The 21,660-nt window shown below is 49.9% G+C and carries 13 protein-coding genes and 1 pseudogene; 4 read left to right on the top strand and 10 right to left on the bottom strand.

The features are described from left to right. Positions 1–54: 54 nt before the first annotated feature. From AC5I6P_RS19465 to rpsT, 5 genes and pseudogenes are all read right to left on the bottom strand, one after another. Positions 55–1,692 carry an alpha/beta hydrolase gene (locus tag AC5I6P_RS19465; protein ID WP_495695439.1) on the bottom strand — a complete coding sequence of 546 codons (1,638 nt, stop codon included), beginning with the start codon at positions 1,690–1,692 and terminating at the stop codon, positions 55–57. 168 nt (positions 1,693–1,860) lie between these two features. Beyond that, positions 1,861–7,806: pseudogene (locus AC5I6P_RS19460) on the bottom strand (DNA-directed RNA polymerase subunit beta'). 88 nt (positions 7,807–7,894) lie between these two features. Next, a complete protein-coding gene (rpoB, locus tag AC5I6P_RS19455) occupies positions 7,895–11,218 on the bottom strand; it encodes a DNA-directed RNA polymerase subunit beta (RefSeq protein ID WP_495695438.1) in 3,324 nt (1,107 codons plus the stop codon). 391 nt (positions 11,219–11,609) lie between these two features. Next, a complete protein-coding gene (locus tag AC5I6P_RS19450; RefSeq protein ID WP_495695437.1) occupies positions 11,610–12,401 on the bottom strand; it encodes a TatD family hydrolase in 792 nt (263 codons plus the stop codon). A 63-nt stretch (positions 12,402–12,464) separates the two neighbouring features. Beyond that, positions 12,465–12,764, bottom strand: a complete 300-nt coding sequence (gene rpsT / locus AC5I6P_RS19445) for a 30S ribosomal protein S20 (RefSeq protein WP_495695436.1) — start codon at positions 12,762–12,764, stop codon at positions 12,465–12,467. A gap of 229 nt (positions 12,765–12,993) precedes the next feature. On the opposite strand from rpsT, the gene hisD reads away from it, so the two are divergent. From hisD to AC5I6P_RS19430, 3 genes are all read left to right on the top strand, one after another. Next, the gene (hisD, locus tag AC5I6P_RS19440; protein WP_495695435.1) at positions 12,994–14,307 is read left to right on the top strand and encodes a histidinol dehydrogenase; all 1,314 of its coding nucleotides are present in this window, start codon (positions 12,994–12,996) and stop codon (positions 14,305–14,307) included. A 393-nt stretch (positions 14,308–14,700) separates the two neighbouring features. Further along, positions 14,701–14,913 carry a hypothetical protein gene (locus AC5I6P_RS19435; RefSeq protein ID WP_495695434.1) on the top strand — a complete coding sequence of 71 codons (213 nt, stop codon included), beginning with the start codon at positions 14,701–14,703 and terminating at the stop codon, positions 14,911–14,913. Between the two features lie 109 nt (positions 14,914–15,022). Then, on the top strand, positions 15,023–15,562 hold the full coding sequence (locus AC5I6P_RS19430) for a universal stress protein (protein ID WP_495695433.1): 540 nt from the start codon (positions 15,023–15,025) through the stop codon (positions 15,560–15,562). A 107-nt stretch (positions 15,563–15,669) separates the two neighbouring features. Here the strand turns inward: AC5I6P_RS19430 and fabG are convergent, their stop codons facing one another. Beyond that, on the bottom strand, positions 15,670–16,434 hold the full coding sequence (fabG, locus tag AC5I6P_RS19425; RefSeq protein WP_495695432.1) for a 3-oxoacyl-[acyl-carrier-protein] reductase: 765 nt from the start codon (positions 16,432–16,434) through the stop codon (positions 15,670–15,672). A gap of 402 nt (positions 16,435–16,836) precedes the next feature. On the opposite strand from fabG, the gene AC5I6P_RS19420 reads away from it, so the two are divergent. Then, complete coding sequence (locus AC5I6P_RS19420) at positions 16,837–18,777, top strand: hypothetical protein (protein ID WP_495695431.1); 1,941 nt, start codon at positions 16,837–16,839, stop codon at positions 18,775–18,777. Between the two features lie 102 nt (positions 18,778–18,879). Here the strand turns inward: AC5I6P_RS19420 and AC5I6P_RS19415 are convergent, their stop codons facing one another. The 4 genes from AC5I6P_RS19415 to AC5I6P_RS19400 form a co-directional block, all read right to left on the bottom strand. Beyond that, positions 18,880–19,698: a TPM domain-containing protein gene (locus AC5I6P_RS19415; RefSeq protein ID WP_495695430.1), complete on the bottom strand. Its 819-nt coding sequence runs from the start codon at positions 19,696–19,698 to the stop codon at positions 18,880–18,882. 314 nt (positions 19,699–20,012) lie between these two features. Further along, positions 20,013–20,789, bottom strand: a complete 777-nt coding sequence (locus tag AC5I6P_RS19410) for a hypothetical protein (RefSeq protein WP_495695429.1) — start codon at positions 20,787–20,789, stop codon at positions 20,013–20,015. Continuing rightward, entirely contained in the window at positions 20,737–21,084 is a 348-nt protein-coding gene (locus tag AC5I6P_RS19405) for a YtxH domain-containing protein (protein WP_495695428.1), read from the bottom strand. The genes AC5I6P_RS19410 and AC5I6P_RS19405 overlap by 53 nt, the downstream gene beginning before the upstream one ends. A 91-nt stretch (positions 21,085–21,175) precedes the next feature. Continuing rightward, entirely contained in the window at positions 21,176–21,517 is a 342-nt protein-coding gene (locus AC5I6P_RS19400; RefSeq protein WP_495695427.1) for a hypothetical protein, read from the bottom strand. Positions 21,518–21,660: the final 143 nt, after the last annotated feature.

The following is a 21,660-nucleotide window of genomic DNA, read 5'->3' as shown; positions in this document are numbered from 1 at the left end:
GAATATTAGATGGAGTGACCCAACGGATTGACACAGTTTTTAGATGAGTCGTGGCTAATATCCGTTGCGATCTCGCTCCTTACCTAAAATATCCACTTCATAACGCTCTGCCGCTAATAGCACTTGAATGCCTCGTTCCTGGCAGCGTTGGGAGAGAGCTTCAACTTGAGCCACAGTCGCGGCGCTTGAGGAATCTAGTTCGGGCTGCAACGCATCTAAGCATCCCTTAAACCCTAAGCACGCTAACCCGTAAATTAGCCGTTTGCTTAGATCAGCATGTTGGTTATAAATATAGCCGCCGTGCGTATCTAAATTTTTAGTCGAAACGATTCGGGAAAAGTAGCTGCCAACTCGCTTATTGGGCTTACCCTTGGCGTAGCTCACAATGCCCACTTCTTTACCTGTTTTCTTGTTGATCTCGGTGTAGTCTGTGCAGTCAAAACAGGTAAATAGTTCTGCGATCGATTTGCCGCCCGCACTTACCATATCTTGCCGACGCGAGAGCGGAATGTTTCTACTAATTGACAAATAATCTAGATAATTGGGGCGCTTAACATTAACGCTGCACACTGTTTCCAGATTGACAATGCCGAACTTCATCTTGTAGCGCTTTCCTAAATTGTTCTGAACGGTCTGAGCACATACAAAGATATTGCCGAGCCGATAGCCCCCTTCCCGCGTTCTGGCCGGAAAACTAAAGTAGTTGGCGATCGTTGAAGCTAATTTGAGAACAGTGTCGTGTTTGTTGACAAACAAGTAAGCTTCCTCAAATCGACGCAGGGAGGAGCGCAAGGTATTTCCGCGACCTGAAATAATGGTATCGGCTGGGATATCAGGCGCAATTAACACCAGTTTGCTCAGCCGAAAGACGTTGCCAATGTCGGGCGAGGGCGTCTTATTTTGCGCGTTCATGCTAAGGCTGCCAATCGACTCTCGATCAAACACGTCCGATAGAATGCGTACGGCCTCGGTGACAACAAACGCGCCCATACTATGGCCAATAAACGAAAGCCGAATGCGCTTGTTCTTCCAGTAGTCCACTCCTGCGTCCGGCTGAGGTGATGCCGCCTCAACGATCGCGAGATCGAGTTGACGCACAAGCTCAACCAAATCAGGCACGCCGTAATAATTTGCCCGCCACGTATCTCTGAAATAAACGGTGAGTCTCAACACAATGAGTGTTGCAATAAACAGAATAATTGGAACGGTCAAAAACAGAAAAATTTTCAGAGAAGCGACAGATAAGCTGCACAGGCTAACGAAAATGCTAACTGCTAGAAAGATTCCCATTAGCAATGGAATTGAGTTCAACGTATAACGCAGTTTGTTCCAAAAGCTGCCCGATTCATCGTTGTTAAATTTCTCCGATGACCATCGATACCCAATCACGACTAATCCTTCCGGAACGCGATCGCGATACTGATCGCGCAAATATTCACACGCAGTTGTATACCAGGTATTTGCCCCGTTACGATCGGTGTTGTAACCATGAGTCAGAACTAAAACTTGCGCATCACTCTCGTGTTTTCTAAGATGTTGAGCAATATCGCTCATTGCCGTATTAGGTTCCCCCGACACATCTTCTTCGATCCGATCCTCAACATTGATCGGAGCCGTACTCATGACAAAATACCCCGGGCAAACAGCGTCCTGCACGTATAGGGGACGAATATTGAGTAGATGATGGCTCATGGCTTGTTCTAGGGGGGCTAAAAGAACAGTGAATAGTGCGTCGCAATCATAACGTGGCTCTCGGACAACGCTAAACTCGCGTTAACAATACATACAAAAAAACCTCTCAGTTTACGCAAAACTGAGAGGTTTAATCATAAAGGCAGATAGCCTTAGAGAAACTAACGATTACAGATCGTCATCTAGAGTGTCATCAATCAAGTCGTCATCATCGTCATCCAAAATCGGTGAGAACGATGCACTCGGGACACCTTCATCTTCCAAGACATCTGGCGTCTCCGCCGCTCCAAAGCTCTCGAAGCTAAAGCTGGGGCGATCCTCGATGCTATCTAAGCCGTAAGTACGAGCGGTGCGATCGTCGAGTACCATTTCCGAAAAATCGGTCTCGTCATCAAAGATCGTCGGGTCGTACACCGGATCGAGATCTGGGCTACCCACTTCTTCGTAAGCATTGAATCCCGTTCCAGCCGGGATCAGGCGACCAATGATCACGTTCTCTTTGAGACCACGCAGCCAGTCGGACTTGCCCTCGATCGCCGCTTCGGTTAAGACGCGAGTCGTCTCTTGGAAACTCGCCGCCGAGATGAAGCTATCGGTGTTGAGCGATGCCTTCGTGATTCCCAACAGTACCGGAGTATATTGGGCAGGCGCACCTCCCGTAATCGACATCGCTTCATTCACCTGATCGATTTGGTACAGCTCGACCAGTTCTCCAGGCAGCATGGTGGTGTCACCACCGTCATCCACCCGCCCCTTCGAGGTCATCTGACGCACGACGACTTCGATGTGCTTATCCGAAATGTCAATCCCTTGAGATTGATACACCGCTTGCACTTCGTTCACCAGGAAGGTCTGCACCTCGCGCAAACTAAAGGCGGAGGCATCGAGACTTCCCAATTCCTCACTCTTAGCTTGGAAGAGCACTTCCAGCAATTCATGGGGATTCGCTGGGCCGTCGGTGAGGCGCTCTCCCGCCAGCACTTTTTGTTCGTCAGACACGATCACATTCTGGCCCGGCCCCAAGGGATACTCGGTGATTAGACCATCGCGATCGATAATCTTCACCTCAACCGAATCATCCTCTCCATAAACCACTTGTGCGGTTCCAGCTCGTTTTGCCAGGACGCACGCTTCCTTCGGTTTGCGACCTTCTAGCAGTTCTTCAATTCTCGGTAAACCTTGAATGATGTCTCCGGTTTTGGTGCGCTCAAAAATTAGCAGTACCAGGTTGTCACCCCGCTGTACCAAGTCACCATCGTCTACGTGCAACACGGCTCCTGGAGACACTCGATATGGACGTGCCACTCGCAGCGTCACCTGATTTCCGTCCACTCGCAGCACTTGACCAGAGTCTTCGAGCGGTTGCTTAGGCGAAAGATCCGTGCCAGCAACCATCAGATCACCTGGACTGACGGACGGTGTGCCTTTGGCTTCCAGTGTGACCGTATCTGCTTCACGCACTACAAGAATGCGACGAATCGCTTCTGCCCCTTGGCGAATCCCCTGAACTTCTCCAGCTTCCTTACACTGAATTTCAGTTCGAGCGACGACGGCTCCCGGTGCAATTTGGTCACCGTCTTGTACCAAGATCTGTGTGCTGGTCCTGCCCTGCGTGGTATCTGCTGAGATGTCCCGGCGAATCACTAGCGATTCAAGAATCACCAACTGTAAGCGATTAACATCCGGATCATCGGTATCGGTCACCACTTCGATATCGGCTGCCAAAGCGGAATCTTGATCGATCTCTAGCACCAGTTGAGTCCGCAGCAGGTCGTGTCCTTCGACCGACTTGACACGCTCACCGTCTTTGTAAGGCAAACGTTGCACTGCCCGCAGTCGAATTGCCCGTCCAGATTCCTCAGCGCTCGATTCTTGGCTCGGCACAGATGGCTCATCGGGTACGGTAAATTCCATCACTGGACGCAGCAAAATTGCTGGACCTTCAGGTGTCTCAATGTACTCTGCGTAGCGCAGTTCTTCAGAAGTCAATCCGGGCATCACCTGCTGACCAGGATTAACCAAAACGGCTTCTCCCTTAGTAATCACATCATCGAGGCTATCGATCATGTGCAGATCGCCCGGTTTAACCACGATTTCCCGCAGAATATCGTTCTTCTGGGTCACTTCGACGACCCCATTGCTCTGACAGAAGATGTCTTTTACCACTTCTGTGCCAGCTTCCACATACTGACCGTCTTCGACCATCAGCAAGGAAATGTCTTTGTTGACCTCATGCGCTTCTTCTGGAATCCACAGCAGCGTACCGCCTTTGACAACTTCGTACCCTTGCTTGGCTTTGCCTTTTTTGCCAATTTCAACTCCAGAGTATTTGATGATGCCACCCGTTTGAGTATGGTAGCGATCGTCAACTAACTCGGCGACCACCTGACCGCTTGTGACCTCGGTTCCGGGCGTGGCTTTCAGCAAGAAGATCTGGTTGTTGGTCGTTTCAAGGAAATACTGATCGCGTCCTTGGTTGCTATCCACGCGCACTTTGGCTTGATCAAGCATCACCGAAGCGGTAATGATTTCAATCTCCCGTCCACCTTTGCTGTTTTCGCTTGTTTCCGGTAGTCGAACGATACCGCCGTTTTCGGTCACAACCTTTGTCTCGGCGATCGTCCCACCTGCCACCACGCGATCGCCGTTCTTCACGATCGGTTCAGCTCCCGGCGGCAAGTTGTAGACTTCTCCAGAGAGAACCCACATCAAGCCACCCCGCTGAGCAATCCGGGTGGTGTTGCCCTGACGGTCTTTTTTCTCTTCGGGCACAACGTCTGCAAATCGGACTTCCCCTGCTAGATCAGAGGCAACGTCTTTTGCTGCTTTCTCAGTCGTCTTGCGACCCCGGCCTGTCAACGGCACTTCGGCTAAGATCTGACCGGCTTTCACATGCTGTCCGTCTCTCACCAGCAGGGTTGCACCTTGAGCAACCGTGAACGTTTGCTGCTGTCCGTCTTTACTGTCGAGCAAAATCTTGAGGTCAGATCCGACGCTTTCAACGATCAGCGCATCTTCTCCGTGACGGGTGCGGAGCGGACGAGTTCTCAATTTCTTCGGTAGTTTGATGGTGCCCGCAAAGCTAGCTTTTTCTTGACGCGCCATTTCTCCGGTAAACACACCACCCGTGTGGAATGTCCGCATCGTAAGCTGGGTTCCCGGTTCACCGATCGACTGCGCCGCGATGATGCCCACCGCTTCGCCGATGTCAACCATCTGATTGTGGGCCAAGCTCCAGCCATAGCAGTGCTGACAGACCGATCGCGCCGCTTCGCAGGTCAGCGGTGATCGGGCCAATACCTCTTTCACTTTGGCTTTGCCGATCTGCTGAGTCATTTCGTTGGAGATCGCTTCGTTGCGAGCCACAATGACTTCGCCAGTTTCAGGATGTAGCACATCAGCCGCCGCAACCCGTCCTAACAGCCGATCTTTAAGGGGAATGAGGGTGCGATCGCCATCCATCATTGGACGAACCGGAATGCCGCGCTCAGTGCCGCAATCCACCTCACGGATAATCACGTCCTGAGAGACATCGACCAAACGACGAGTGAGATAGCCAGAGTCTGCTGTTCGCAGGGCTGTATCAACAAGGCCTTTCCGCGCACCATACGAGGAGATGATGTACTCAGTAACGGTCAAGCCCTCCCGGAAGTTGGTCTTAATCGGTAGGTCAATAATTTCCCCTTGCGGGTTTGCCATCAAACCGCGCATTCCGACTAACTGACGAACTTGGGAAATGTTACCCCGCGCTCCAGAGAACGCCATCATGTAAACCGAGTTCAAGGGGTCGTTTGACTGGAAGTGACGCACCACTTCATCTTTTAGGTCTTCGCTGGTTCCGTTCCACGTATCGATAACTTTCTGGAATCGCTCGACTTCTGTAATTTCGCCGCGCGTGTACTTTTCTTCTGTTTCCCGAATCGTTTCCTCGGCGGCATCTAACAATTGGCGCTTACTGGGAGGAATTTGCAAGTCATCGACACTAATCGATACGCCTGCTTTCGTCGCATATCGGAAGCCCAATTCTTTGATCAAATCCGCCATTTGAGCCGTTCGCGCCGTTCCATAGTGCGTGAACGACCACGAAATCAGGTTTGTCAACTGCTTCTTGTTGATTACCTGATTGCGAAATACTTGCTTTTCTGTTTGCTCTGCCATCGGTTGCTCGCCTCTAGATTTATGATTTTGGAGTTGGGACTTGGGCTCTAGAAGATACTCTATCCAAAATCCCAATTCGCTCTAACCCACTACCGCATCCAGAACCGTCTTGTTGTAGATGATGCGTCCTGGCGTAGTCTTGACATATTGAGAGATGAGATTGCCGTCTTGGTCTTCCCGCACCCGACGATAGTTATAGAGTTTGGTCACGATGCCATCGGGCGATCGCTCTTCCTCAATCACTTCGTTATCGTCAACGTCCATCTCGACCTTGCCGTCAAAGCGAACCCAAACGTAGGCATGCAAATCAACAATATTCTGCTCGTAGGCATTGATCGCATCGTCTAAACTCGCAAAGTAACGCCCCACGCCTTTAGTGGCTCTGGGGTTTTCGGCGGTCAGGTAGTAGCAACCCAACACCATATCCTGGCTAGGCGTAATGATCGGACGACCCGTTGCGGGCGAGAGAATGTTATTCGAGGCCAACATCAGGAGCCGCGCTTCTGACTGAGACTCAATCGAGAGCGGCACGTGAACCGCCATCTGGTCTCCGTCAAAGTCCGCGTTAAACGCAGGACAGACTAAGGGGTGAAGTTGAATGGCACGCCCATCGACCAAAATTGGCTCAAAGGCTTGAATCCCGAGACGGTGTAGCGTTGGGGCACGGTTGAGCATCACCGGATGTCCTTCAATCACCTCTTCGAGGACATCCCACACGGTCGGATCGTTGCGCTGAATCAGCTTCTTCGCGGCTTTGATGTTATTGACCAAGCCTTGACGAATTAAACGGTGAATCACGAACGGCTGGAATAGCTCGATCGCCATTTCCTTAGGCAGTCCGCACTGGTGAATCTTGAGTTTCGGACCGACCACAATGACGGAACGTCCCGAGTAGTCAACCCGCTTACCCAAGAGGTTTTGACGGAAGCGACCCTGCTTTCCTTCAATAATGTCGGAGAGCGATTTGAGCGGACGATTGTTTGCACCCACCACGGTTCGACCGCGACGACCGTTATCAATCAGCGCATCCACCGCTTCTTGCAGCATCCGCTTTTCGTTTCGCACAATGATCTCAGGCGCAAGAATCTCTTGCAACCGAGCTAGACGATTGTTACGGTTAATCACTCGACGATACAAATCGTTCAAGTCAGAGGTAGCAAATCGTCCACCGTCAAGCTGTACCATCGGACGCAAATCAGGCGGAATCACCGGAATCACATCCAACACCATCCACTCCGGCAGCGATCCAGTGGCAATAAAGTTATCCAAAACCCGCAGTCGCTTGATCAACTTGGCCCGCTTCTGCCCTTTAGACACCGCAATTTCTTCACGCAGCCGCTCTGCTTCTTCGTCTAAGTTGATGTCCTGTAACAACTGCTTCAGCGCTTCTGCTCCAATTCCGACCTCGACTCCAGTCAGTTGAGAATCTTCGCTGTAGAGTTCGTCCTCAATTTCAATCCACTGATCTTCCGTCAGCAGTTGCTTGTAGGTCAAATTCTCTGCGTTGCCCGGATTCAGCACGACATAAGCGTTGAAGTAGACAATTTGCTCCACATCGCGCAATGGCATATCGAGCAAAATTGCCATGTAGCTGGGAATTCCTTTGAGATACCAAACATGTGCCACTGGGGCTGCTAATTTGATAAAGCCCATGCGATGACGGCGAACTCGCGATTCAGTCACTTCTACGCCGCATCGCTCACACACAATCCCCCGGTGGCGCACGCGCTTGTACTTACCACAGTGGCATTCCCAATCTTTTGCAGGTCCAAAAATGCGCTCACAAAACAAGCCATCCATCTCAGGCTTGAGGGTGCGATAATTGATTGTTTCTGGCTTGGTAACTTCGCCTACAACCTGCCCGTTAGGTAAAGTCCGTTCTCCCCATTGACGAATTCGTTCGGGAGATGCCAGACCGATTTTCACATAGTCAAACCGTTGCTCTAGCTTTGGCATCGCATCGTTTCCTTATATTCCGAGTGCAGCGAAAAAGGGGAATGAGAAGAAAAGGTGAGGGATAAAAAATTTCATCCCTCATTCCTTCCTAGTCTTCGTCGTCTTCTAGAGATTCCCTAGAGATCGACTCATAAGTTGGGCGAGACGGTGCGCGGCGATTGTTGACATCTGCCATCAGATCAACTTCCATGTCGCTGCTGCTGCCATCGTCCTTGGTTTCAACTTTATGAACAGCAACGTCGAGACAGAGGGACTGCAACTCTCGCATCAGTACCTTGAACGATTCCGGTGTGCCAGGGCGGGGAATCGCTTTGCCTTTCACGATCGCATTGAGTGCTTCGTTTCGTCCCTGCATGTCATCAGACTTCACCGTCAGCAATTCTTGCAGCGTATAAGCCGCACCAAATGCTTCGAGTGCCCACACTTCCATTTCTCCAAAGCGCTGACCGCCTTGCTGAGCCTTACCACCAAGCGGCTGTTGAGTCACGAGCGAGTAAGGGCCTGTTGAGCGAGCGTGAATCTTGTCGTCTACCAGGTGAACCAGCTTCAGCATGTAGGCTTTACCCACGGTGACAGGACGATCAAACGGATCGCCGGTTCGTCCGTCATACACCTGAATCTTGCCTGCATTATCAGGGTTGTAGAGCCACTTTCCATCCCGCCCTTCACTTGTCTCAAGCCGTGAATCCCGTGATTCTTGCAGCTTGCCGTGAACGGTTTCTCTCGACTTTTGCTCTCCGTGCATTTCATCAAAAGGAATAACCTTGAAGCGAGAATCGAGACATTCTGCTGCCCATCCCAGCAAGCACTCGTAGACCTGACCGACGTTCATCCGGCTCGGTACGCCAAGAGGATTCAATACAATGTCGATCGGGGTGCCATCGGGCAAGTAAGGCATGTCTTCAATCGGCAAAATCCGAGAAATAATCCCTTTATTGCCGTGGCGACCTGCCATCTTGTCACCAACTTGAATCTTCCGTTTCTGAGCCACATAGACGCGGACGACCATGTTGGCCCCCGGCGGCAATTCATCACCTTGCTCACGAGTAAACACCCGTACATCGACAATGCGACCTTTCTCGCCGTTGGGAACGCGCAGCGAATTGTCTCGCACATCTCGTGCTTTTTCACCAAAGATGGCACGCAACAGCTTTTCTTCTGGCGGCTGATCCGATTCTCCTTTCGGAGTCACTTTACCGACGAGAATATCGCCCGATTCGACAAAAGCTCCAATCCGAATAATGCCATTCTCATCCAACTGGCGCAGGGAGTCTTCCCCAACGTTCGGAATTTCGCGCGTGATCTCCTCAGGACCAAGTTTGGTTTGACGAGCCTCGATCTCAAACTTCTCAACGTGGATGGAGGTATAAACATCGTTATAAACCAACCGTTCGCTAATCAGAATGGCGTCCTCGTAGTTGTAGCCTTCCCAGGGCATGTAGGCCACGAGAATGTTCTGACCAAGGGCGAGTTCACCTCGTTCAGTAGCAGAACCATCTGCCAAGATTTCTCCTGCAACAACCTTGTCACCGACAAAGACGATCGGGCGCTGGTTGAGACAAGTATCTTGGTTCGATCGCTGATATTTCTGAAGCGAGTAGCTCAATTCTTTGCCCGAATCTGCGCTACGAACTTTGATAGTGTTAGCGTCCACATAGGTCACTTCTCCATCAGAGCGACTCACAATGACCATGCCGGAGTCACGCGCTGCTTGTGCTTCTAAGCCCGTTCCCACGAGAGGGCGCTCAGGGCGCAGTAAAGGAACTGCCTGACGCTGCATGTTCGACCCCATCAGGGCACGGTTTGCATCGTCGTGTTCCAAGAACGGAATCAGCGAGGTTGCAACAGAAATAATCTGCACGGGTGAAACAGCGACATAGTCTACTTCTTCAGGAGATGCTGTCGTGAAGTCTTGACGATAGCGAACTGCGATCGAGTCACCAAGAATTTTATTGTCTTCATCGGTGGTGATATCGCCTGCGGCCACCCGCAGATCATCTTCTTCATCCGCCGTCATATAGGCCGGAGCTTGATCTTTTAGCACACGCCCGTTTTCGACTTTGTAGAAGGGAGTCTCGATGAATCCGTAGGCATTGACACGGGCGTGAGTTGCCAACGAACCGATTAGACCTGCGTTTGGACCTTCAGGCGTTTCGATCGGGCAAATGCGTCCGTAGTGGGACGGGTGAATGTCTCGAACGGCAAATCCTGCCCGTTCACGAGTCAGACCACCGGGACCGAGAGCGCTAATGCGTCGCTTATGGGTCAATTCCGCTAGCGGATTGGTTTGATCCATAAACTGAGATAACTGCGAAGACCCAAAGAATTCTTTAATCGCCGCAACTAGTGGTTTTGGGTTCACTAATGAGGCAGGCGTTAGAGAATCGGAGTCCGAAACAGTCATCCGTTCACGAATGATTCGCTCTAAACGGTTGAGACCAACTCGGACTTGGTTTTGTAGCAGTTCACCGACCGACCGGACGCGACGGTTGCCCAAATGATCGATGTCGTCGATCATGCCGATGTCAAACTCTAAGTTGATCAAATAGTCGATCGAGGTGAGGATGTCTTGTGGTGTCAGAACGCGAATGGCTTCTGCAACGTTGAGGCGCAATTTCTTATTCAGCTTGTAGCGTCCGACTTTGCCCAAGTCGTACCGTTTCGGATCAAAGAATCGAGACTCTAATAGCTGAGCGCCGCCATTGACCGTTGGAGGTTCACCCGGACGCAGTTTTCGGTAAAGCTCTAGCAGCGCTTCTTCTTCACCGTACTGACCTTCTTTCTCAATTGTCTTCTGAAAATATTCAGGGTGACGCAGCGAGTCAAAAATTTCGTTGTCGCTCAGACCTAGAGCTTTGAGCAGCACCTGAGCCGACAGTTTACGAGTTTTGTCGATCCGCACCCAAACGAGATCATTCTTGTCGGTCTCAAACTTTAGCCATGCGCCACGGTTGGGAATTAGGCTCGCATTGTAGGTGCGGCGTCCGTTTTTATCTGTCTCCGACTTGTAGTATACGCCAGGACTACGAACAATCTGATTGACGATGACTCGCTCAGCACCGTTGATAATGAACGTACCGCGATCGGTCATCAGCGGCAGATCGCCAATGAAAACCTCTTGCTCTTTAATTTCTCCAGTTTCTTTATTAATCAGGCGAGTGGGCACATACATCTGTACCGCATAGGTGCTATCGCGACGTTTCGCTTCATCAACGTCGTATTTCGGGCGCTTCAGCTTATAGTCTTTTCCAATAAAGTGAAGCTCTAGCTTTCCGGTGTAGTCTGTAATGGGTGAAAAACTATCGAGTTCTTCGATCAAGCCTTCTTCAAGAAACCAACGGAAGCTCTCCCGTTGAATTTCAACCAAGTCAGGTAGAACAAAAGCGGGGGTGGTGTAGGTCTGCTCAGTCATGCGTCTCCTCTGAAGGGTCACGCCCAGCGCGAATCCCAGATTTTACGGTATTTGCAAAAATATGTCAATGCAAAAAGTTTGGAGTTCCTAACGAATTCCAAATTTACGAAATATTCGAGTTCAGGTGGTCAGTAGCCAGGGGAGCCTCCAAGATTTCCAACAAGTTTGGAAGAAAGATGTGAGTTGAGCATCGTCGCCACTGGCACTTGCGAAGCTAATCGCTTTGGAAGATCAAGCTTTGATGGAAGAGATAAAGCTAAAAAAACGGTTGGCATTCGGACATTTGGCTGCACTCCTCCCATTATGGCGCAGAATTTACAATTTGTGGGTTGACGAATCAGGAAACTTATGTGATCAGAGTGTTCGAAATTTCGAACGAGATGCTGTAATTTTAGGGAGCGGCTAGTCCAAACAAAGCGCAGGCATTTTGAGTGGTCTGTTCTGCAAGTTGTTCTAGGGGAACGTTGCGCAGCGCTGCCACTTGTTGAGCCACGTACTGAACATAAGAGGGTTCATTTCGCTTTTCTCCTCGTTTTGGCACTGGCGAGAGGAAGGGACAGTCCGTTTCGATCAAGATGCGATCGCTCGGAACAATCCTAGCCGACTGGTGAATCTGCTTAGCGTTCTTAAAAGTGACCGTCCCGCTAAAACTGACATACAGCCCCAGATCGAGAAACCACTGAGTTTCTGTTGGCGTGCCGCCCCAGCAGTGCATGACGCCATTCACCGATCCGTGATCCTGCCACCATCGCCGCAACACCTCTGCCATCGTTTCGGCAGCATCGCGACAGTGAATAATGACAGGCAAGTTCAGTTGATGCGCGATCGCAAGGTGGGCTTGAAAGGATTCAATCTGCTGGTCTCGGTTCTCCGCTTTAAAGAAATCCAGCCCCGTTTCACCAAGAGCAACAACCCGCACATCAGATTGAGCCAATGTCAAAATTTCTTCCTTCGTTGAATCGGGCGACCACTTTTCCTCGACATCGAGTGGATGTAATCCCACCGCAAACGAGAGTTCGGAGAAGCGATCGGCAAGACTCTGAATGGTTGAAAATTCGGACGGCTCAACACACGAATGAATCAACCGGACAACGCCTGCCTCACGCCAACGAGTCGCGATCGCATCTAGATCCGGCTGAAACGCCTCGAAATTAATGTGAACATGGGTGTCAATCAGGTGCATTGGAAACGGGTGTCAAGAAGCAAAGTGTGGAGACGGGCACTTGAAACCCAACCCAATCAAAACTTAGGAAGCGGTTGTCGCTTCGTGCTGCTTCAATACGCTTGCCAAACGCGACTTTTTGCGCGCGCCATTGTTAGTGTGCAGCACACCGCGCTTCACAGCTTTATCAATCTTGGAGAAAGCCGCAGACATCGTAGACTGAACTTCCTGCATCGCTTCAGGAGACGGTTGAGCGGAGTATTGGCTCACTGCCGTCAGATATTTCTTTGTCAGCGTTCTGACAGCCGACTTATACGCCTTGTTGCGTAAGCGATTGCGTTCCGCAATCAGGACACGTTTTTTTGCAGACTTAATATTAGCCACGGTTATCTCAGAACTCTACTTAAAATGTAGGTGGATACAAAATCGTCAGATAAAATACTATAACATCTAGCGCCAGCAATCGCATGATCCCCTAAAAATCCGAGTTAGGCTAGACAGCATATCCAGATAAAGCTAGATACAATAGTAGTTGTGGGCTAACTCAGGGCACAACCAAGACCGCTCAATTCTTCAGACGAGTTTTTTCTCAAGACGGACACTGCAAAACTCCATGCTGCGAATCATTACTCAGTGGACTGAGGCGAAAGCCGAACTGCGACGGATTTGCGATCGCACTCATGACGATCAAGTTATGCACAAGGAAGCGACTGTCCGAGAGGTGTTGCAAGCTGTGAAGCGGCAAGGCGATCGGGCAGTGCTAGAGTACACCCTAGAGTTTGACCAGCAGCAACTCGCGCCTGAAGATCTGCGGGTGGGTTCTGCTGAAATTGATGCTGCCTATCAGCAGGTGTCTCAAGAGTTTGTTGAGGCAATTCGGCTAGCAAAACAGCAAATCGAAGCGTTTCATAAGCAGCGTGTGCCCAAAAGTTGGGTTCACTTTGGCGATGACGAAATTGTTTTAGGAAAGCGTTACACACCTGTGGATCGGGCGGGCTTATACGTCCCAGGCGGAAAAGCGGCGTATCCCAGTACTGTTTTGATGAATGCAGTCCCGGCTAAGGTTGCTCAGGTTCCGAGAATTGTTATGGTGACGCCTCCCGGAAAAGATAAAACGGTTAACCCCGCCGTTTTAGTTGCGGCACACGAAGCAGGAATTACTGAGATCTATCGAGTTGGCGGGGCGCAAGCGATAGCTGCCCTTGCCTATGGAACGGAATCAATTCCTAAAGTGGACGTGATTACAGGCCCAGGAAACATTTACGTCACGTTGGCAAAAAAATTAGTCTACGGAACAGTTGGCATTGACTCTCTAGCAGGTCCTTCTGAAGTTTTGGTAATTGCTGACCATACGGCAGAGCCAAGCCACGTGGCGGCGGATCTATTAGCCCAAGCCGAGCACGATACGATGGCAGCGGCGATTTTGATTACGACGGATGCCACGATCGCCCGGAAGGTGGTGGATGAAGTGGAGCGGCAGCTAGTTGATCATCCCCGAAAACTGCTGACCGAAAAAGCGATCGCTCACTATGGCTTGATCATCACCGTCGATTCGCTCAAAGCGGCAGCGGAGCTATCGAATGATTTTGCCCCCGAACATTTAGAACTCGAAGTGGAAGATCCGTGGAGTTTGCTTCAAGACATTCGCCATGCTGGGGCAATTTTCCTGGGAGATTCGACGCCTGAAGCGGTGGGAGACTATTTAGCCGGACCTAATCACACGTTGCCCACGTCTGGGTCTGCTCGCTATGCCTCTCCGCTTGGTGTCGAGACATTCTTGAAGCACTCTAGTTTGATTCAATACTCTCCGACGGCTTTGCAGAAGGTGGCGAACGCCGTTGATACGCTGGCAACGGCAGAAGGACTGCACTCTCACGCTAATTCTGTGCGGATTCGGATGCGGGGCAATTTGAATCCCGAAGCTTAACTATTGCACGGGTAGGTGGTCATAAGTGGGGTGGCAGGATCGCAATGATTTTGACATGTCAATAATTTAGCGATCTACTACAACAAGAATCAGATCAAATCTCGCGATTTTCGCCGCCCTATTTTACTTTGTTGCACGGGAAGCTACCACATCCTCTTCAGAGTTGAGATGTGTGGAGTGGTTAAAAAGCAGTCAGCTCGTCGCTTCAATCGATCCTTCTTGTGGAGCAATCACGATAAGACATCCTTTCTGTTCTCAGTGAATGTTGACTTGGCCTGTCAACGCATTCGTACAAATGTTGATTTAACTATCAACGTTTACGGGCAATATTTACGGGTTTCTTATCCTCTAACAGATTGAGCGTATGGGAAGAGCAGGAAAAGCCCCCAAACAGTGGCAGCATATGAAGTTAGCCAGAATAAATTAGCTGTCGTTTTAGATGTAGATCGTGCTGTTGTGAATCGCTGGTTTCACGAGCAAGTCGATTCAAGCGCGGAAACGGTTGCAGATACTGTCAAAGCTTTTATCTTAAAAGTATCGATGCTGCTGCTGAAGAATTTATTGAGGTATATCTGGGTAATTCGATGCAAGATGATGGCCCACTGACGATCTAGTCGCTTGAACTCCTAAATACTGGTGTAGAGTCAAGTCAAGAGTTCAACTATTGGCACTAGACAGAATCAGCAAATCAAGGCTCGACGCAGAGAGAGGGCAAATGCTAAATACCATTTTGATTGCTTTGGATATTCATGCGGATGCTGCGGTTTCTCCGGATTCGCGCTCTGCGCTAACCGCTTCAGAATCTCGTCCTACGTCACTCCATCAGCGCTTGGCAGAGCCGACTACGACGAACGCTCTTTCAGATCAACTGCTTGAAACATTGCAGCACCTCCAGCTTCAGCCCAGTACGAAGGTTGTCTTATCGCATATTGTGCCAGCAATTGAAAGCGAAGTAGAGATCAGTGCCGATCGCCCTCAAGCAGACTTAGAAAGTTTTCCTTACGCTCAAATAGAGAAACAGCTACAGGCATATCAACAGCAACTGCCTTATGAAAGCGATATCGAGATTGTCACGGGTGATCCGATCGAGGAAATTCTGCGATTAGCAAATATTCATAGGGTGGATCTCATCATTATCGGTAGCCGAGGATTAACAGGAATGCAGAGAATTGTGCTTGGCTCGGTGAGCAGCCAAATTGTGGCAGACGCGCCCTGTTCGGTGTGGGTGGTGAAAGGGATTAGGGATGAGGGATGAAATAGAGTTTCAGCTTTAATTTCTTAACGCTAAAGAGAACCTTAAAACCTCCAAAATCGGCTGTTGCATCCCTCCTTGCGACGCAGGTCGAAGACCTCCCTTTTGATCTATGCCATCACCATGCCGCCATCTACATTTATCACTTGTCCCGTGATGTAACCCGCTGCTGGAGCCGCTGCTAAAAATTGAATCATTCCCGCCACCTCTTCAGGCTGACCGTAGCGATTGAGCGGAATCAGGTTTAGAATGCCTTCCGCCTTCAAATCGGCGGTCATGTCGGTCGAAATAAATCCTGGAGCAACCGCATTTACGGTAATGCCGCGACTCGCAAGTTCTCTTGCCACCGTTTTAGTAAATCCAATCACTCCTGCTTTCGCGGCACTGTAATTTGCTTGTCCAGCATTGCCCATTTGACCAGCAACTGATGTGATGTTAACGATTCGACCAGAGCGCTGTTTCAGCATAATTTTGCTGACGGCTTTCGTACATAAAAACACGCCCGTTAAGTTCAGATCGATCACGGCTTGCCATTCTTCGGGCTTCATGCGCAGCAACAGGGTATCGCGAGTGATGCCCGCATTATTGACTAAAACATCGATTCTTCCCCACTTCTCCATCGTGGCATCGATTAAAGCATCAACCTGATCGACTTTCGAAACATCCGCCGCGATCGCGATCGCTTGCCCGTCCATCGCCGTAATTTCCTCTACAACGCCCTCTGCCGCACCGCTCGAACTTGCGTAATTCACAACGACCTGTGCGCCTTCTGCTGCAAGAGCTAGGGCCGTTGCACGTCCAATACCTCGTGATGCTCCGGTGACGATCGCGACTTTTCCTTGCAACTGTTGGAGTGCTGCTGGCAATGCTTCCATAGAGAGTGTCCCGATAAGTATGCGAATCTCATGATACTAGGGACAGGGGAGACAGAAAACTAGAAGACGATAACGAACAGAATTCGCAGTATCATGATCCCCAGAAATGTTAGTCGTGTTGTAGACCTATGGTTGAACGATCGCATCGTTCTTGTAAAGATGCACTTAATTGCATCTTCATCCAACACCGCATCGAAGCTGATCAATAGTTCTATAACACTATGAAACGCTTTAGGCGCTCTTATAAGCTCCCTTCTTCTATCCCAAGGCAGATTTAAAATTTTTTGAAAAGATGATTAAGTCGAGAAATCAAGTTGGATTTTTTGGGGATGCAGAGTAGGATCGCATCTATTGCACGGTTGTATCAAAGCCAGGGCAATAAACTGCCGTTACTGATAAATTATGACCAGAAATCGCGGTGTTCCAAATCGGATTCCAAAATCGTCAGACCGACGCTTATTAAGGCAGGGGAATTCGCGACGGAACGTGCGTTCTGAGTCAGAAGCAGCTCAGCCGCCATTAGACTCAAAGGCTTCTGGTCACGCCATTCAAATGAAACTAACTCACCGGGGCAACCGATTTGAAACTGCGTCTGATACGGCTCGCAAGTGGCTAACCAGCGATTGGAAAATTCCGGTCACGCTCAGTCTAGCCGTCACAGGAGGATTAACGGCACTCTCGATCGGATTTTTGCTAAAGTTGCCTGCTGTCCCTAACTGTCCCTCTATTTTTTGGCCCCTCGCTTCTGGCTCGTTGCGCTTGCATTGCGCTCAGCTTGCCGCCGGAAAACGGACAGCAAACGATCTGTTAGAAGCGATCCGTCTGCTCAACACGTTGTCGCCGGATCATCCGCTATATGATGAAGCGACGCGCATGATCGGGATGTGGTCAAAAGACATTCTTGATCTAGGTGAAGAAGCCTTTAATGCTGGAAAACTAGACGAGGCCATTAGTACCGCGAAGAAGGTTCCTCAGCAGTCTATTGTACGGGCTGAAGTAGAGGGAAGAATTAAGCGCTGGCAAGGCATTTGGGCAAAAGCTGAGAAAATTTATCGTGGTGCAGAAGACGCGCTCCGGGCGGAAAACTGGCGTCAGGCATCGACGAATGCATCTCGGCTGTTGTCGATTGACAACGTATTCTGGCAGACCACCAAGTATCAGGAATTAGCTGAGAAAATTTCTATTACCCGCGACGATATTTCAAAACTGGCAAAGGCGAAAGATTTACTCGCTCAAGGAGGCTTGAAGAGTCTTCAGGAAGCCGTCAAGCTGGCGTCTGAAGTGCAGGACAAAAGCTATGTCTATCAAGCGGCTCAAGAGGTGCTGGCAAAAACGGGGCACAAGCTGTTTGAGTTGGCCGAAGCAACAATTAAGCAACGAGATTTGAATGGCGCACTGGACATCGTGAAGCAGATTCCGGCAGCCGCCAAGTTACAAAAGGAAACTGAGGATTTTGAAAAGCTCGCGATCGCTCAGTCCAGAACGTGGAGTGGTAACGAAGCGGACTTTGATTCTGCGATCGCAACGGCTCAAGGCATTGCCGCAGGTCGTCCACTTCATGCGCAAGCGCAGCTGTTGATTGAGCGTTGGCAGCTAGAAAAAGGCGATTTGGCACAACTTAACCGGGCTAGAGAGTTAGCTCAGTCAGGTCGCCCGGAGGATTTGCAGGCTGCGATCGCAAACGCCGCTCAAATCCCTAGCTCAAATCCTCGCTCTGCCGAAGCCCAAAAACTCGTCAATCAACTGACTACTGATGTCCAGACCAAACAAGACCGCCCAATTTTAGAGCGAGCCGAACAACTGGCAGGTGCAGGAGATTTGGCATCGCTTGAGAGCGCGATCGCCCAAATTGATCGCATCGGTTCTGGACGGGCGCTCTTTGCCGAAGCTCAAGATCGACGGCAGCAATGGCGGCGGCAGATTCGGCAAATTGAAGAGCAAGAACGGGCGCTAGCCGCCCCTCCTCCGAGTCAGGCCCCAATCGCATCTGCTGCGGGCGTAAATGGGTTGTCGCAAGATCCACAGTCGATTCAGAGTCAAGAAATACAGGCGGATCAACAAACATTAGAGACCGCTCGCAAAGCAGCAAATGGCGGCACGATCGATGACTATGCTAACGCCATCCGGTTAGCCGATAGTGTGCCTTCAACAAGCTCAATTCGGGGTCAGGCTCAGGAGTTTATGAATCAACTGAGTCAGCAAATGTATGTCGCTGCCCGCAGTCAGGCAGATTTCGATATGTTAGGCGCGATCGCGTCAGCAGAAAAAGTTCCGCCGGGAACCGATTCCTATGCTCAAGCTCAACAGCTTGTGCGATCGCTAAAACGGAGTTTAGGCCAGTAATTGCTTCAAAAAAGTAATTGCTCCAAAAAATTAGAGGCGCAATTGCTTCGTAAGCAATCGCGCCTCTGACATTACAACATTATCTTTAAGCGCCCATTAGCCTCAAACATCAGGGGTTGGAGCACGGTTAATCGTCGGCGCTAGAAAGGCAACCAGTGCCCCGATCGCAAATCCTGAAATATTACGAACCAACGGCAGCCATTCAGACGTTCGGCTAACAACCGGGCCAATGCCAAATGCGAGAAATAAAATTCCCCACAACGGCGAAAAGATCAGCGCCCACTGCCAAGCAAAGACTTGACCTTCTTTACGGGGCATTCCTGCAAATCCGAAAATCACACCGCCGAGCGTCGAAGTAATTAGGGTTAAAACCCACTGCTCTCTTGGCAAGCCCGGAACAACGTTACATCCGCCTTGCCGCAAACAGCCTTGTACCGATTCGAGAGCTTGAATAATAGACTGGTCTTCGCCATGCTCCCGGACAAAGAACTGATTTCCAAATCGAGTTTGTAACTCGATCCAGAAGGTTCGAGACAGTAATGGATAGAGATCATCTCCAACACTAAAGTTTAGAATGTTGCCGCCCCGCGAATCTGCAACCAGCATGACGCTTTTGTCATCAAGTCCCCAAAATTCCTTAACTGCCCTTCCAGGAGTGCGATCGAACTGCGTCAGAACCCGCAACTTCCAACCTGTTTCTGCTTCAAACTCAGACAGGTTTTTAGAGAGGTTCTCTTCTTGAATCGAGGTTAGAGCATTGGCTAAATCAATAACGTTTGTGGGCTTGTCCGGCAACAAGTCCGGGTTGTTGAATGCCTGAGCCGCAGGTGCGATCGACCAAACAGAAATAAGAACCAGAAAAGCCGCAAGTCCTTGGATTAAGCGGCGTGCCCATAAGTTTTGCATTAGTTGTTGCTTCACGACGACCTTAAAAGAACCATCAATAAACAAAATAAAAGCCTGAACAGGATTACTAAAACGTGATGTCTTTTAGCTTACCATTCGTTACATTTGTTAACCATACTCTAATATTACGAATATTACAGAGAATTAACAGACCGGGTATGAGGAATTGGAGACTGAAAAACAAGAAGGGCATCCCACCAAGGACACCCTCTGTTTAAAAGTAAATGTTAAAAGTAATGCTATGAACTCATTCCTCCTCTCGTTCTCGCTCACCGAATGCTGAATTTGCCGCCGAGGAATCTTAGAAGCATTAGAGCGAGCTGCTCGCGCTAATACTCATTCTCTCGTTGAGCAGGTTGGAGATCGGGAGAACGAGTCGAGTCTTGATTTTCAGAAATCCCATGATTTCTATTGTTTAAATTCTGCTCAGCTTGAAGCAGTTGCTCATCTAATGGCTCATCTACTAGATCATCTAAATCGTCGTAGTCCTCTAGCTCTAGGTAGGGCGGCTCAAAATCAGAATCATCTCGATAACGCTCTCGTTGGGAAGAACGTTGCGTTTCTCTGATTAACTCAGAACGACTTGAGGGTAAGCGGGGCGAGTTGCGATTGGCTTTGCCAAGCTCCGAAGGATCGCTAGGGAATTCGGCGCGTCGAGACTGGGAAGCAGTTGTCCCTGGCGGTTGAGTAAAGGTACGCCACGCCGTTTTTACTCCTGCCAAAACACTCCGGCTAGTCACTTGAGCCTTCTGAACCTGCTGTTTTACCCCAGTAATACTTTGATCAACTTGCTTGACCACTTGTCCTGCACTCTGAACGCCCTGACTCATATCATCGGTCAACTCGCTCACTTCTAGACCCGTTAACCGCATTGCTTCTAATGTCGGCGGCAACTCTCGATTGAGTGTGTCAAATAGCTTCTCAGCGCTGCGAGCCGCCCTACCGAGTTCTTGCAGCGCAGGCACAGCAACAATTAGGACAGCCGTAAGGCTAACTGCCACTAAAAGAATAGATAATCCTAGCCAAAAGATGGGATCAATCACCAGCATGTGCCTATCGCAAACGATCGCGCAGGGGAGGTTGAGAGTCAGATTTTCGCTCAGCATCGCGATTGAGCAACTGATCTTCACGAGTGGCTTCGACGCCTGCTGAAATGGCTTCTCGCAAGCGACCTAATGTTCCGTCCCAGTTTCGCATTGCCGTTTCAGACAAGCGATCGGCTTGAAGTTGAACGGTGGTAGATAAATCTTCCGCTAAATCAGGAAGGGCATCTGCCGATTTTTTGAGCAGTTGCCGCGTTTCTTGCCCCGTTCGAGGAGTCGCCAATATTCCAGCGATCGCGCCGATCGCGGCACCCACGATCATGCCTCCTAAAAACGCTCCAGACCGATTGTTTGACATATCCCGTTTCCTTCCTTAACTCAGCCAAATTGTGCTTCTGGGTGCAAACCTACTTCATGGAGCTTATCTTATTCTGCCAGATCCAAACGATCTAGCTTCGATACCTCCGTCTTGCAGCAGATTTTCTAATGCGGAGAGGCAGCAGCCCACGGGTTAACAGGGTTTGACTCAGGTCAAGCAGAGCCAGCGCTTGTTTCGCTTGACGAACCTTTGGTTGAAGTTGCTGATAGGTTCGACGCAGTTCTTGAGTGCTAAGTTGCCCCCGTAAAATCGCTTCAGGGGCTTTGTGCAGAACCCGGTGAGTATTGCGCTCTGCCACTGTTAGAGCATCAGCAGCTTGAGAGAATGCTTGACGTAGCCGCCAAACTTGCCAAGTCAGGTAGAAGCCTAATAGCGCGATCGTCAGGTTAATGACTACAACTACCATGACCATAAGGTGTCTCTCTAGGTAGGTTAAAGATCCATAGGTTAACGCTCCATGATTTAGAAATCGCATGATTTAAAGATCATGGGTTTAGCTCATCGCCCATTGGTTCCTTCTCATAATAGCTGTGGCTTTGAGAGTCCGACCGAGAC

It is taken from the genome of Myxacorys sp., assembly GCF_059501405.1.
This window is presented reverse-complemented; position numbering and strand designations above follow the sequence as displayed.

Excerpts from the sequence above, each read along its gene's own strand:
- AC5I6P_RS19465 (WP_495695439.1), bottom strand. The coding sequence starts at position 1,692 with ATGAGCCATCATCTACTCAATATTCGTCCCCTATACGTGCAGGACGCT.
- AC5I6P_RS19430 (WP_495695433.1), top strand. The coding sequence starts at position 15,023 with ATGCTAAATACCATTTTGATTGCTTTGGATATTCATGCGGATGCTGCG.
- hisD (WP_495695435.1), top strand. The coding sequence starts at position 12,994 with ATGCTGCGAATCATTACTCAGTGGACTGAGGCGAAAGCCGAACTGCGA.
- rpoB (WP_495695438.1), bottom strand. The coding sequence starts at position 11,218 with ATGACTGAGCAGACCTACACCACCCCCGCTTTTGTTCTACCTGACTTG.
- AC5I6P_RS19410 (WP_495695429.1), bottom strand. The coding sequence starts at position 20,789 with ATGCTGAGCGAAAATCTGACTCTCAACCTCCCCTGCGCGATCGTTTGC.
- AC5I6P_RS19400 (WP_495695427.1), bottom strand. The coding sequence starts at position 21,517 with ATGGTCATGGTAGTTGTAGTCATTAACCTGACGATCGCGCTATTAGGC.
- AC5I6P_RS19405 (WP_495695428.1), bottom strand. The coding sequence starts at position 21,084 with ATGTCAAACAATCGGTCTGGAGCGTTTTTAGGAGGCATGATCGTGGGT.
- AC5I6P_RS19420 (WP_495695431.1), top strand. The coding sequence starts at position 16,837 with ATGACCAGAAATCGCGGTGTTCCAAATCGGATTCCAAAATCGTCAGAC.
- AC5I6P_RS19450 (WP_495695437.1), bottom strand. The coding sequence starts at position 12,401 with ATGCACCTGATTGACACCCATGTTCACATTAATTTCGAGGCGTTTCAG.
- fabG (WP_495695432.1), bottom strand. The coding sequence starts at position 16,434 with ATGGAAGCATTGCCAGCAGCACTCCAACAGTTGCAAGGAAAAGTCGCG.